The organism is Roseobacter sp. (assembly GCF_045106495.1).
Classification (GTDB): domain Bacteria; phylum Pseudomonadota; class Alphaproteobacteria; order Rhodobacterales; family Rhodobacteraceae; genus Roseobacter.
Genome location: NZ_JBGCEQ010000011.1, coordinates 76954 through 90104, shown reverse-complemented (window position 1 = coordinate 90104; position 13151 = coordinate 76954). Strand labels below are relative to the sequence as shown.

The 13151-nt window shown below is 54.2% G+C and carries 13 protein-coding genes; 5 read left to right on the top strand and 8 right to left on the bottom strand.

Going from position 1 to position 13151, the window contains the following annotated elements:
• A complete protein-coding gene (ccoO, locus tag AB8B75_RS08925; RefSeq protein WP_405361514.1) occupies positions 1 to 726 on the bottom strand; it encodes a cytochrome-c oxidase, cbb3-type subunit II in 726 nt (241 codons plus the stop codon).
• Between the two features lie 11 nt (positions 727 to 737).
• Positions 738 to 2351: a cytochrome-c oxidase, cbb3-type subunit I gene (gene ccoN, locus AB8B75_RS08920; protein ID WP_405361513.1), complete on the bottom strand. Its 1614-nt coding sequence runs from the start codon at positions 2349 to 2351 to the stop codon at positions 738 to 740.
• Between the two features lie 192 nt (positions 2352 to 2543).
• Between ccoN and AB8B75_RS08915 the strand changes: the two genes are divergently transcribed.
• The gene (locus AB8B75_RS08915) at positions 2544 to 3380 is read left to right on the top strand and encodes a universal stress protein (RefSeq protein WP_405361512.1); all 837 of its coding nucleotides are present in this window, start codon (positions 2544 to 2546) and stop codon (positions 3378 to 3380) included.
• Positions 3381 to 3426: 46 nt separating this feature from the next.
• Here AB8B75_RS08915 and fnrL read toward each other — a convergent pair whose 3' ends face one another.
• Complete coding sequence (gene fnrL, locus AB8B75_RS08910; protein WP_405361955.1) at positions 3427 to 4143, bottom strand: transcriptional regulator FnrL; 717 nt, start codon at positions 4141 to 4143, stop codon at positions 3427 to 3429.
• Between the two features lie 275 nt (positions 4144 to 4418).
• Here fnrL and AB8B75_RS08905 point away from each other — a divergent pair, with 275 nt between their 5' ends.
• From AB8B75_RS08905 to AB8B75_RS08895, 3 genes are all read left to right on the top strand, one after another.
• Positions 4419 to 4817, top strand: coding sequence for a radical SAM protein (locus AB8B75_RS08905; protein WP_405361511.1), 399 nt, complete (start codon positions 4419 to 4421; stop codon positions 4815 to 4817).
• Entirely contained in the window at positions 4818 to 4982 is a 165-nt protein-coding gene (locus AB8B75_RS08900; RefSeq protein ID WP_405361510.1) for a hypothetical protein, read from the top strand.
• 274 nt (positions 4983 to 5256) lie between these two features.
• Positions 5257 to 5400, top strand: coding sequence for a hypothetical protein (locus AB8B75_RS08895; protein WP_405361509.1), 144 nt, complete (start codon positions 5257 to 5259; stop codon positions 5398 to 5400).
• 199 nt (positions 5401 to 5599) lie between these two features.
• Here AB8B75_RS08895 and AB8B75_RS08890 read toward each other — a convergent pair whose 3' ends face one another.
• From AB8B75_RS08890 to AB8B75_RS08870, 5 genes are all read right to left on the bottom strand, one after another.
• A complete protein-coding gene (locus AB8B75_RS08890) occupies positions 5600 to 7180 on the bottom strand; it encodes an ABC transporter ATP-binding protein (RefSeq protein ID WP_405361508.1) in 1581 nt (526 codons plus the stop codon).
• A gap of 22 nt (positions 7181 to 7202) precedes the next feature.
• A complete protein-coding gene (locus AB8B75_RS08885; RefSeq protein WP_405361507.1) occupies positions 7203 to 8309 on the bottom strand; it encodes an ABC transporter permease in 1107 nt (368 codons plus the stop codon).
• Positions 8309 to 9397 carry a microcin C ABC transporter permease YejB gene (locus tag AB8B75_RS08880; RefSeq protein WP_405361506.1) on the bottom strand — a complete coding sequence of 363 codons (1089 nt, stop codon included), beginning with the start codon at positions 9395 to 9397 and terminating at the stop codon, positions 8309 to 8311. Before AB8B75_RS08880 ends, AB8B75_RS08885 begins: the two co-directional genes overlap by 1 nt.
• A gap of 9 nt (positions 9398 to 9406) precedes the next feature.
• Positions 9407 to 11338: an extracellular solute-binding protein gene (locus tag AB8B75_RS08875; RefSeq protein WP_405361505.1), complete on the bottom strand. Its 1932-nt coding sequence runs from the start codon at positions 11336 to 11338 to the stop codon at positions 9407 to 9409.
• Between the two features lie 186 nt (positions 11339 to 11524).
• Positions 11525 to 12028 (bottom strand): c-type cytochrome, encoded by a 504-nt coding sequence (locus AB8B75_RS08870; RefSeq protein ID WP_405361504.1) that lies wholly within the window; start codon positions 12026 to 12028, stop codon positions 11525 to 11527.
• A 120-nt stretch (positions 12029 to 12148) separates the two neighbouring features.
• On the opposite strand from AB8B75_RS08870, the gene AB8B75_RS08865 reads away from it, so the two are divergent.
• Positions 12149 to 12991, top strand: coding sequence for a prephenate dehydratase (locus tag AB8B75_RS08865; protein WP_405361502.1), 843 nt, complete (start codon positions 12149 to 12151; stop codon positions 12989 to 12991).
• The last annotated feature ends 160 nt before the right edge of the window (positions 12992 to 13151 follow it).

The following is a 13151-nucleotide window of genomic DNA, read 5'->3' as shown; positions in this document are numbered from 1 at the left end:
CTATCGGCTTGCGTCAGGTGTGAAAGTCGAGAAATCAACCAAAGTACCCAACATCTGCAGGTATGCGATCAATGCATCTGCCTCAGACACACCCGGCTGGCCGTCAAAGTTGCGGACCTGTGCACCCGGATAGCGTTCCAACATTTCGTCATAGTCGCTGTCGGGGTCAGCCTGCGCGCGGAAGTCAGCATAAGCGGCTTCGATCATCTCGTCGGTATAGGGAACCCCGACCAGCGCATGGGTTGCCAGCAACTCGTCGATATGATCCGCGTCAAGCAATGTGCGTTCCAAGAAACCGTATTTCGGCATAATGGATTCCGGCACAACCGACTGAGGATCACGCAAGTGGTCGATGTGCCAGTCGTCCGAATACCGCCCCCCGACGCGTGCCAGATCGGGACCTGTGCGTTTGGAGCCCCATTGGAACGGGTGATCGTACATGGATTCAGCCGCCAGAGAATAGTGGCCGTATCGCTCCACTTCGTCCCGCATCGGGCGGATCATCTGGCTGTGACAAACATAACACCCTTCTCGGATGTAGATGTCGCGACCTGTGAGCTCCAACGGTGAGTAAGGGCGCATGCCCTCCACTTTCTCGATGGTGTTCTCCAGATAAAAGAGTGGGACAATCTGAACCAACCCGCCGATGGTTACCACCAGAAAGCTGAGCACCAAAAGCAAGGTGGCATTGGTTTCGATGAACTTGTGTTTCGAAAGAATCGACATCTGTTCCCTCCTTATTCAGCGGGGACAGCTGTACCGAGACCGGCCTTGGAAGGCGCAGCTCGGACAGTCATCCACAAGTTATAGCACATGATGAGCGATCCTGAGAGGAACAGAACGCCGCCAAGACCGCGCACCACGTACATCGGGAACTTCGCACTCACGGTATCGGCAAAGCTGTTAACGAGGAAGCCATTGGCGTCCACCTCGCGCCACATCAAACCCTCCATAATGCCGGTCACCCACATGGATGCGGCATAGAGAACGATGCCAATGGTCGCGAGCCAGAAATGCCAGCTGACAAGGCTCAGGCTGTAAAGCCGTTCGCGTTTCCAAAGGACCGGCACGAGATAATAGAGCGCACCAAAGGTGATCAACCCGTTCCAACCCAGCGCGCCAGAATGCACGTGACCAATGGTCCAGTCAGTATAGTGCGACAGAGAGTTGACCGCGCGGATCGACATCATTGGCCCTTCGAATGTGGACATGCCGTAGAATGCCAGCGAGGTCACCATCATCCGCAGAACCGGATCAGTGCGCAGCTTGTCCCAAGCGCCTTGCAGCGTCATCAGACCGTTGATCATTCCGCCCCAGCTGGGCATCCACAGGATGATCGAGAAGACCATGCCCAGAGTTGCGGCCCAATCGGGTAATGCGGTGTAGTGCAAGTGGTGAGGACCCGCCCAGATATAAAGGAAGATGAGCGCCCAGAAGTGGATGATTGACAGTTTATACGAGAAAACCGGACGTTCGGCCTGTTTCGGCACGAAATAATACATCATCCCAAGGAAACCAGCAGTCAGGAAGAAGCCTACGGCATTGTGGCCGTACCACCACTGCACCATTGCATCCTGAACACCAGAGAAGACCTGTACAGATTTGGATCCCCAGATTGAGACCGGGATGGAGATATTGTTGACGATATGCAGCATCGCAACGGTGACTATGAAGGCCAGGTAGAACCAGTTTGCCACATAGATATGCGGCTCCTTACGCTTGATGATGGTGCCGAGGAACACCGCCAGATAAGCCACCCAGACGATGGTCAACCAGATATCAACGTACCATTCAGGCTCGGCATATTCCTTCGATTGGGTCCCACCCAACAGATACCCGGTTGCCGCCAAAACGATAAAGAGCTGATAGCCCCAGAAGACGAACCATGCCAGGTTCCCACCCCAAAGCCGTGCTGCTGAGGTACGCTGTACGACAAAAAAGGAGGTTGCGATCAAAGCGTTGCCCCCAAACGCAAAAATCACCGCAGAGGTGTGTAACGGGCGCAATCTGCCGAAGTTGGCGTAACCTTCGGCCCACCTGAAGTTCAATTCCGGAAAAGCCAGCTGAAAGGCGATCACCACGCCGACAAGAAACCCGACGACACCCCAAAACGCGGTGGCAATCACACCTGCGCGCACAACGCTATCGAAATATTCATTGGTTGCGATTGGCGCCACTGGTTCATCCGTCGCACGCAGCGTGGTCAGAAACAGACCCGCAGCAATGATCATGAAAATAACCATGTGGAGCTGGTAGGAGATGTCGCGCGCGTAGCTCGCTGCAATCATCGCAAAGAGCGTAGCGATGGCAAATACGACCAGCTTCACGTAATTGAGTGTTCCGGTATTCATCGTTCCGGTGTCCCTTCCACTTTGCCCCGCGAAAACGCGAGGATGTTCGTTATAATTCTGATGTCGCCCGGAAAGCGCTTAACAACATTGATCTGCATCAAGTTCTGCGGGCTTTTTGCCTGACCTTGATCAAGGTTCACTGGAGTCCAGTAGCTATACTTCAGTCATACTTTGCAAGAAGGGACTCGAGTCATGTCTTTCAAAACTGTTTTCACCGCTATGTCGTCGTTCGACACAAGTAAATCCGCCTTGGAACAAGCGGCTCGCATGGCCGAAGCACAGGATGCCCACCTGGACGTAATGTGCATCGGTGTGGACAGATCGCACAGCAACTATTACGAGGCCGGTTCGAATGCGGTCATTATGCAGGCGGCCATCGAGCAAGCCCAGAAACAAGCCGAAGACGTGAAGGCACAAGTCACTGATTGGCTGAGCAATTCCAACCTTCGCTGGAACACGACCGCTGCGATTACGACCCTTGCAGACGCAGGCAGGCCCCTAACTCGCGCCGCGCGGTTTGCTGATTTGTGCGTTGCGACGCTGCCTTATCGAGACAATAGCCTCGCTGAAGAAAGCATGATTCTGGAAACGATGATGCTGGACGCGGGGTGTCCGACCATTGTCGCGCCGGACACTGATCCTGTTGGCCAACCTGAGCGCATGGTCATCGCCTGGAATGAAAGTGCGGAAGCCCTGCGCGCGGTTCGCGCTGCGATTCCCATGATGAAAACCGCCCAAGAGGTACATATCGCAATTATTGACCCACCAGAGCATGCAGCAGACCGATCCGACCCCGGCGGTTCGCTCGCGGTTATGCTTGCCCGTCATGGAGTTACTTGCGACATTCAGGTCATGTCGCGCGGCGGCGCCAAGGTCAGTGAACGGTTGCGCAGACATGTTACCGAAACCAACGCGCAGATGCTCGTCATGGGTGCCTATGGCCATTCCAGGTTCCGCGAGGCCGTTTTGGGAGGCGCGACACGTGAAATGCTCGAGCACGCCGCTGTGCCTGTTTTCATGGCGCATTGAGCGCTATGCGGGGTCACTTTGCCGGTTGAGTCGTGCAAAGCTGATCTCAGCTCAACATCCCACCGTCGCTGTCATCACCGGCCTCCTGCAACAACCGGTCCATATCGGGCACTGTGACGATGCGCTTGCCTGTGAGGACGATGACCCCGTCCCGCTTCAAAGCGGAGATTTGGCGACTGACAGTCTCAAGGGTCAGACCCAGGTAGTCTGCCATGGCTTCACGCGTCAGTGGCAATTCGAGTTTCAAGGCTTTGCCGGGTGGTGTCTCTCCCAGCATCGCGTCGCGCCGCGCGATGATCGACAAGAGGCTTGCGATTTTTTCACGTGCCGTTTTGCGGCCCAAGACAAGCATCCACTCCCGGGCTGCATCCAATTCATCAAGTGTCATTTCCAGCAATCGGTGTGCAATATGTGGCGTTGTGTTGATCATCTGCTCAAACGGTTTTCGACGAAAACAACACATTTTCAGGTCAGACGCGGCCGTGACCGTATAGGCCGCCGCGCCACGCCCCGGGCGGCCGACGAAATCAGACGGCAACAGCAAACCGACCATTTGTGTCCTGCCATCCTCCATGGTTTGCGTCAGTGTCGCCACGCCAGAAACGACCGACGCCACAAAATCCATATGATCACCAGCCCACATGACGGTCTGCCCTGCGGTAAAACTGCGGTAATACTTGATGTCTTCCAACAGCTCTAGCTCCGAACTATCGCATTTGGCACATACAGCCCGGTGACGAATTGGACAATCTGAGCAGGTCATTAAGGTAGGAGATACAACGTTTTGCACGTACAAATTCCATTTTGATCTGTGTCAAAGATCGATGACACTTAGCGTCTTATAGCACCAATATGCACATAACGTCCAAGCTCCCCAAGCTGGGGCTTTTTGACGCGATGATCCCGCGTTGCAAAAGTTACCTCAATGTGCCTCAGCTTAATACTAGCATTGGCGGTGAACAGATGCAGTCGTGGGCCGAGGCACAGCCTCCTAGCAGCCGAGCATCGCTTTAGGCGCATATCCCGTTTTGTCGCTAATTGTGCTTGTTTTGCGCCTGTCGCATGCAGGGCACGCGTAGTTTGTCGGCTAAATCAGCCTATCTCGGCGTCCTGCCAAAAGAGATCGGGTTGCTTGGCGACAATCTGCCGGAAGAGCTGACGCCAGGAAACATGCATTGGAGCCGCGGAACGCCAACTTTGATGCCCTCGCAAATAATCAAAGCCTTAGAAGTCGCGAGTTACAGAAACCTGCCCGCTGCCGAAGACCTTGAATTCTGCCTCGAGATCGATCCCGAGGAGACCGGTTTGAAACAAGTTGAGGCCCTCGCAGAGGCGGGAATGACGCGGGCCTGCATTGGCATTCAGGGCTTTGATCCGGAAATCCAACACTCTATTGGGCGCAGTCAAGGTTTGGAAGTGACCCGCGGTGCCGCTTAAATGGCGCGATCCGCCGAAATCTGCGACCTGAATGCCGAAACACCGTTTGGTCTCCCGCACCAGCAAGGAACGCAAATTGCCACATCGGTCCAAAAGTTCATGACGTTGAACCCCGATTGTAATGCGCTTTTGGGGTATGCTCATGTGCTGCAGATCGCACGCTGACAATGCATGATCCCAAGTGATACGTTCCCCATTCCGAAAAAACGACTGAAGCTCTTTGAAATAGCGCGCCACATATTCGAATGGTGTGGTTATAATCAGAGAAGTATTGATCATTTCGCAGCACCCGGCGACAGCCTCATGACTTCAGGCAAATCCGGGCAACTGAGAAACGGTTTTCAGCGGTCCACGGATAATTCCGTTACTGCCTTGATCCAGTTGGGCGCAACCGCCATTTGCCGTATCCGCAACGCTAAGCGCAGAATGCGACCGCGACATGAGATTATGTAAAAGCGATCCTGAAAGACGAGTTGCAATCGCCCGCGGACATCGTTTTGCAGGATATGACAAGCTACGTGCCCGGATCATCGAGGCGATCATGTGTGATCTTCAGGAGCCACTCAAAGACATCGACACTTAATTCCGGCAATCCGGCCCAAATGTCAGGAAAACATTGGAGGCATGGTCACTGCAATTCGGCGATATGGTGCGCTGCACGGAGGAAGGACTGTCCATCAGACCAGACGCGCGCCCACTGGCACGCATCATTACCCGTCATTTTGACGCCTACAGCGTTTCTGTCGTGCATCCCGCATCAGAAATTAGAAGCGCGGGCAATGTCAGGCCGTCGCTTGCAACAGTGTTTGTGTGTATTCATGCGACGGCGCGTCGAAGATGGCATCGACATCGCCCGCTTCTATCACATCACCGCGTTTCATCACCATCACCTTATGCGACATGGCGCGAACCACTTTCAGGTCATGACTGATAAAAATGTAGGCCAGCCCATATTTCTTCTGCAGGTTGCGCAGCAGATCAACAATCTGCACCTGAACTGTCATATCCAGCGCGGATGTCGGCTCGTCCAGTACCAGAAGTCGGGGCCGCAATACCATGGCGCGGGCAATGGCGATCCTTTGACGTTGACCGCCTGAAAACTCATGCGGGTATCGATCCATCGTCGCTGGGTCGAGACCCACTTCGATCATCACATCGCGCACGAGTTCGCGCGCATCCCGGTCGGCATCCACATTGTGAATACTCAACCCTTCCGAGATGATCTGCGCGCAGGTCATACGCGGGCTCAGGCTGCCAAAAGGATCCTGGAAAACGATCTGCATGTCCTTGCGCAGCCCACGCAATTGTCGTGTTGACCATTGGCGCACATCCTGTCCCATGAAAACAATCTGACCCTCGGACGCGATCAGCCGCATGATCGCCAACGCCAATGTGGTTTTGCCCGATCCGCTTTCCCCAACGATCCCGATTGTCTCTCCAGCACGCACGGTCAGACTGGCGTCATTCACCGCCTTGACGTGGCCAACGGTGCGGCGCAACAGCCCGGCCTGTATCGGAAACCAGATCTTGAGATTCTCTGTCTTGGCAATCACTTCCGAATTGGCAGGAACCGGTGCAGGCGCACCCGAAGGCTCCGCTCCCAGCAACTTTATGGTATACGCGTGTTGAGGGTTGTCGAATATGTCTCCCGTCGGACCCGTCTCAACGATTTCGCCGTTCTGCATCACACAGACGCGATCGGCGATGCGCCTTACAATACCCAAATCATGTGTAATAAACAGCAATCCCATGCCCAAGCGGTCTTTTAGATCTTTGAGCAAGTCGAGTATTTGGGCCTGGATCGTCACATCAAGCGCGGTTGTCGGCTCATCTGCAATCAAAACATCCGGTTCATTGGCCAGCGCCATGGCGATCATAACGCGCTGACGTTGACCCCCTGAAAGCTGATGCGGATAGCTGCCAATGCGGGTTTCGGCGTCTTGAATTCCCACTTGTTCCAACAATTCAAGGATCCGCGCGCGCGCACTTGCGCCTGCCAAACTTTGGTGCAGAGCCAAGCTTTCCCCAAGTTGCTTTTCGATGGTGTGCAAAGGGTTCAGCGAAGTCATCGGCTCTTGAAAGATGAAGCTGATGTCATTGCCACGCACCGCGCGCAACTTGGCTTCGGTAGCCCCGATCATTTGCTCACCGTCATAGGTTACCGATCCGGACACTTCTGCACTCTCACCAAGCAGCGACACCGTCGAAAGAGCCGATACCGATTTACCAGAGCCGGACTCGCCCACAAGAGCCACAGTCTCGCCTCGTTCGACAGCAAAGCTGACACCTTTGACTGCTTCGGTTAGCGATCCGTCCTGGCGGAAACTGACACGCAGATTCTTGACGTCCAAAACAGCGCTCATGCCAGCTTACCAGTGGTCTGCATCATGAAAATGTCTTTCGAGGGTCAAAAGCATCGCGGATGCCTTCGAAGATGAAAACCAGCAAGGACAACATTATGGCAAAGGTGAAAAACGCAGTGAACGCCAGCCATGGCGCTTGCAGATTTTGCTTGGCCTGCAGGGTCAACTCGCCCAGTGACGGTGCCGAGGACGGCAGCCCAAAGCCCAGAAAGTCGAGGATCGCCAGCGTGGAAATTGTGCCCGTGATGATGAAAGGCAACATCGTCAACATTGCGACCATGGCGTTGGGCAGCATGTGCCGAAACATGATGGTCACGTTGCTTACGCCAAGCGCACGGGCTGCGCGCACGTATTCCAGGTTCCGGGCGCGCAGGAATTCAGCGCGTACCACTCCGACGAGTGAGGTCCAGCTGAAGAGCACCAACAAGAAGACCAGAAGCCAAAAACTGCGCCCCAGAATGGCGAACATGATGATGATTACATAAAGCGAAGGAGTTGAGGACCATATCTCGATGATCCGCTGAAAGATCAGATCGGTCTTGCCCCCGAAAAAACCCTGTACAGCGCCGGCAATGATGCCAATGAGGCTCGCAGCGCCGGTCACAAGAAGTGTGAAAAAGATCGATAGTCGGAAGCCATGGATCACACGCGCCATCACATCGCGTTTGGTGCCATCGGTGCCCAGCACGTTCTGTCGATTGGGCGGCAAGGGTGCAGCGCCCGGGCGGTCAACGGCGGTGTTGTAGGAATACGGGATCAGTGGCCAGATTGCCCAGCCTTTCTCAATCGTCTCGCCGTCGACAATGCCGTCCTGCGCGTCTTCAAAATAGCCTTCAGGGTCATCAAAACACAGATCAAGACCACCGGTTTCGATCAGGCATTTGACTTCCGGGTCACGGTAAACTGCTTCGGTCTGGAAATCGCCGCCGAATTCTGTCTCCGGATAGAAATTCCAAATCGGCGTATAAAAGGCGCCCCGATACTGCACCAGGATCGGTTTGTCATAGGCAATGAATTCTGCCATGAGCGATAGGCCGAACAGCACCGCAAAAATCCACAAGGACCAAAACGCGCGGCGGTTGCGCTGGAAGTTGCGCCAACGGCGTTGATTAAGCGGGGAAAGCGCCATCAGCCTTCCCTCCGCTCAAAATCAATACGTGGATCCACAAGCACATACATCAGATCCGAAATGATCCCGACAATCAGCCCAATCAATCCAAAGATAAAGAGCGTCCCAAAGACAATCGGATAGTCCCTTGCCACGGCCGCCTCAAATCCAAGTCGTCCAAGGCCATCGAGACTGAAAATCGTCTCAATGATCAACGAGCCGCCAAAGAACACGCCAATAAACACCGCCGGAAAACCTGCGATCACGATCAGCATCGCATTGCGGAAAACATGGCCATAGAGAACGCCGCGTTCCGGCAAGCCCTTGGCGCGGGCTGTGATCACATATTGCTTTTTGATCTCGTCGAGGAAGCTGTTTTTGGTCAACAGCGTCAGCGTTGCAAAAGCCGAGATGGTCGACGCCAGCACCGGCAGGGCGATGTGCCAGAAATAGTCCGCGACCTTACCCAGCGGGCTCAGCTGGTCGAAGTTGTCAGATGTCAAACCGCGCAGCGGGAAAATCTGCCAATAGGATCCACCCGCAAAGAGTACGAGCAGCAGGATGGCAAACAGAAATCCCGGGATCGCATAGGCCGCGATAATTGCTGCAGACGTCCATGTATCGAAGCGGCTGCCATCCTTGACGGCCTTGCGAATGCCCAGAGGGATTGACACCAGATAGGCAATAAGTGTGGACCAGAGCCCGAGCGTAATGGACACAGGTAGCTTTTCCTTGATCAGGTCAATGACCGAGATGGACCGGAAATAGCTCTCGCCAAAATCGAACCGCATGTAGTTCCAGATCATGTTCAGAAATCGTTCGACGGGCGGTTTGTCGAACCCAAATTCCTTTTCCAGCTCGGCTATGAATTCAGGCGGCAGCCCACGTGCACCCACGTATTGACTGTCATTGCTGGGCAGTTCTGAGTTGCCGGCGTCGTTTCCAGCCCCAGCGAATCCGCCAAAAACATCGCCGCCACCTTGCGCGCGGGCAATGGCCTGCTCCACAGGTCCGCCGGGAACAAATTGGACCAATGCGAAGTTGATCAACATGATCCCCAGGAGTGTTGGGATGATCAGAATAAGCCGTCTGACAATATAGGCGCCCATGGTTGGCTATTACCTCAGTGCACCGGCGGCGCGCAAGGCGTCCGCCTTGTCCTGATTGTACCACCAGAAATCAAGCTGACCCAACGCGTAAGTCGGGATTTCCTCCGGATGTTCGAACTGATCGTAGTAGGCCACCCAAAAGCTGTCATTGTACCATGCGGGGATCATAAAGAATTCGTATCGCAGCGCGCGATCCAATGCCATCAAGGTAACGTCCGTTTCCTCCTTGGTCTCCATCCGCTGAGACGCTTCGATGATTTCATCAACCAGCGGACTGGCGAGCCCGGCCGGGTTGAACACCGAGAACGCTGCCGCCTCAGAGCCATAGAATTGTTGCAGGCCGCCTCCAGTGCTGAGGAACGGGATATATTGATCATAAACCAGATCGTAGTCCCGATCCCGCTCGCGGCTGGTGTATTGCGATGCATCGACCGCTTCCAGCACTGTTTCAATGCCCATGGCTTCAAGGTTTGACAAAAAATTCTCGACCACCGCGCGCAATGTGGATGAGCCTGCCGAATTGATCAGGAATGTAATTTTGAGAGGCTGGTCCTGAGCATCGCGCCTTTCCCCGTCTGCGCCGACCGCCCATCCCGAGTCGTCCAGAAGCTTCATTGCGCGCCGCAGATTGCGCCGGTCCAATAATCTATCTGCGCTGGAAGTATGTGGCATACGCGCTTCTGAGGTCAGCATTTCTTCGGGCACAAGATCCCCCAAAGATTGCAAGAAAGCCAGTTCGTCGCCTTCCGGTGCGCCAACGGCCATCAGGTCTGTGTCCTGAGTGAAAGACGCACGCGGTTTGAAAAGGCCAAACTGTAGCGACTCGTTGGTCCACTCAAAGTTGAATCCCAGCGCAACGGCTTCACGAACGCGGCGATCTTTGAAGATTTCGCGCCCGAGATTGAATACAAAACCCGTGGGTGTCGGGGGCGCTCCATCCGGCAATTCCTTTTTGATGATTTGCCCATCGTTTACCTTGGGAAAATCATACGCCGACGCCCATTGGCGCGAATTGCCTTCTGTTCGGAAGGTATATTCGCCCGCTTTGAACGCTTCGAAGGCTGCGTTTTCATCTCCGAAATACTCGACCCGAATAACATCAAAGTTGTTTCGTCCGACGTTGAAAGGCAGATCTTTGCCCCAATAGTCAGGGTTTCGTTTGTAAACAATCCGGCGATTTACATCGATTGTATCGATCATATAGGGACCAGATCCCGGCGAAGTCGTCAGGCGACTTTCGTCCAGCCGAGCGCCGGTTTCTTCGTACCATGCCTTCGACCAGATCGACATTCCGCCCACGACCTCAATCAGGCTGCGTCGCGAAATACCGGGCGTGAACGAGTACTTGATCGTATGATCGTCAATGACTTCGATGTCGGTGATGCGTTTGCTGACCGCATCTGCATAAGACTGAAGCCCCTGCTCCAAGATGAGTTGCTGACTGAATGCTACGTCATGAGCCGTAAGCGGCGTACCGTCTGAAAACCGTGCCTCGGGGCGCATGTAAAAAATGACCCAGTTACGGCCCGCATCATACTCCAGACGCTCGGCGACCAGACCGTAGTACTCCGCATACACATCTGCAGGTGCAACAGTACCGCCGGTGCCCTCCCCCAAAAGGCTTTCATACATGATTGTGCTGAGCGCGCCGCCTCTGCCTTTTCGAGTGTAGGGGTTCATGGAATCAAATGTTCCCAGCGCAGAAAAGGAAATCTCGCCCCCTTTCGGCGCATTCGGGTTCACATAGTCAAAATGTGGATAGTTTGGCGGGTAGCTGAGATCTCCATAGAAGGAATAACCGTGACTGGAAACGATGTATTCCTCAGCCCGCGCGAGGGTTGTCCAAACTATGACTAGCGTGAAGACCAGAAGCCCCAAACTCAACGACAGTCTGTGAGTAATTGAAGATATGGACTGCGTTCGGCTCTGCGGGCGTATCATCTGGCGTATCCTCCGGTCTGGCGCCGTGTGCTCCGGCGTCTTGCTCGCTCAGGATGTAAGCTAACGGGACGCCTTGCCAAGTTACAAGTTGCGAAAACGTGATCCGATGTACGATTACTGCTTCTGCGCAACAAAAAAGCCGCTTGCGGACCAGCAAGCGGCTTTTTTGTTAACGTCAGGTTAATTTTAGTCGTCCAGGCTATCGAGATAGGCGATCAAGTCTGCCCGCTCCTCAACCTTTTTCAGTCCCGCAAAGCTCATGGATGTGCCCGGAGCATAAGAAGACGGCTTTTCGAGGAAACCGTTCAAATTGTCTGCCGTCCAAGCACCTTCCATCGAGGCCAATGCGTCAGAGTAGCTGAAACCATCAACGGCGCCCTTTTCACGATCAACGACGCCATAGAGGTAAGGCCCTGTGCCATTCTCGCCTTCGACTATCTTGTGGCAGGCCGAACATTTGCGGAAAACCTTGGCGCCATCTTCGGCGCTGGCAGATGCCATGATTGTGGCAAAATCCACTTCTTCAACTTCAGCAACTTCGTCACCACCTTCGACTTCGATCACGTAAGAAGCCTCTCCATGGCCGCCGACATGGAAGAGCTCTTCCCCCATCCACTTGCCAAGAAGTAACACAAGCAGTGCGCCACAGATGCCGCCGGCTGCTTTGGTGAAGGTCATTGTATCAAACATGGCTATTAAGTCCGTTGCTGAGTGTCTTCGCGCTATCTATTGCTTCACCTTCTTGGTGGCAAGGTGTACTTACCGCGACCAATCGACCTCGCATAGAAGAAAAATACCAAGGACCCCTTAATGAACGCTGCATCTCCTGTTCGTATCGCCTTTCAAGGTGAATTGGGTGCCTATAGCCATGAAGCCTGCCTGAATGCGCGGCCGGATGCAATTCCTGTTCCTTGCCGGACATTTGAAGACGTGGTTCGGGCGATGCATCGCGGTGATGCCGATCTCGCGATGCTCCCTGTAGAGAATTCGACCTACGGGCGCGTAGCGGACATTCACTCCCTGCTGCCAAGGTCCGGCCTGCACATCATCGAAGAGGCATTCGTTCGTGTGCGCATCAACCTGATGGCCCCTGCCGGGACTAAACTGTCTGATATAAAACATGTTCGCGCCCACCTTGTTTTACTGCCACAAGCACGCAGTTTTTTAAAACAGCACGGGATCACCAGTGAGGCCGCAGCCGACAGTGCAGGTGCCGCGGCAGAATTGGCGCAAAGCGGCGAAAAAGGTGTCGGAGCTTTGGCCAGTGCTGTGGCTGCAAAAATGCACGGTCTGGACATAATTGCCCGTGACATCGAGGACATGCAGCACAACACCACGCGGTTTTTGTTGATGGCACAAACGCCAGATACATCTCGTCGGTCAGAAAAAATGATCACGACATTCGTTTTCGAAGTGCGCAATATTCCCGCTGCGCTTTACAAAGCAATGGGTGGGTTTGCGACCAATGGGATCAATATGACCAAGCTCGAAAGCTATATGGTGGGTGGATCTTTCACGGCGACGCAATTTTACGCAGACATCGAAGGCCATCCGGAGGATCCGGGTGTCAAACGCGCTTTGGAAGAACTGGATTACTTCACCAACATGATCGAAATTCTGGGCGTTTACCCGGCGGACCCAGGGCGCAATTAAGCCACACCGCTTTGATTGCAGCTGCGACGTCGCAGGCAGTTGAACTTTGTCTGTCCGCAGCACTGGCCGTCTGAGCGTGTAATTGGCGTGCAACCCTGGTTTTTATGCTGGTCTCAGCGATGCTGAAATGCGTGTATTCTCGTATGGATAGTAGTGTCGT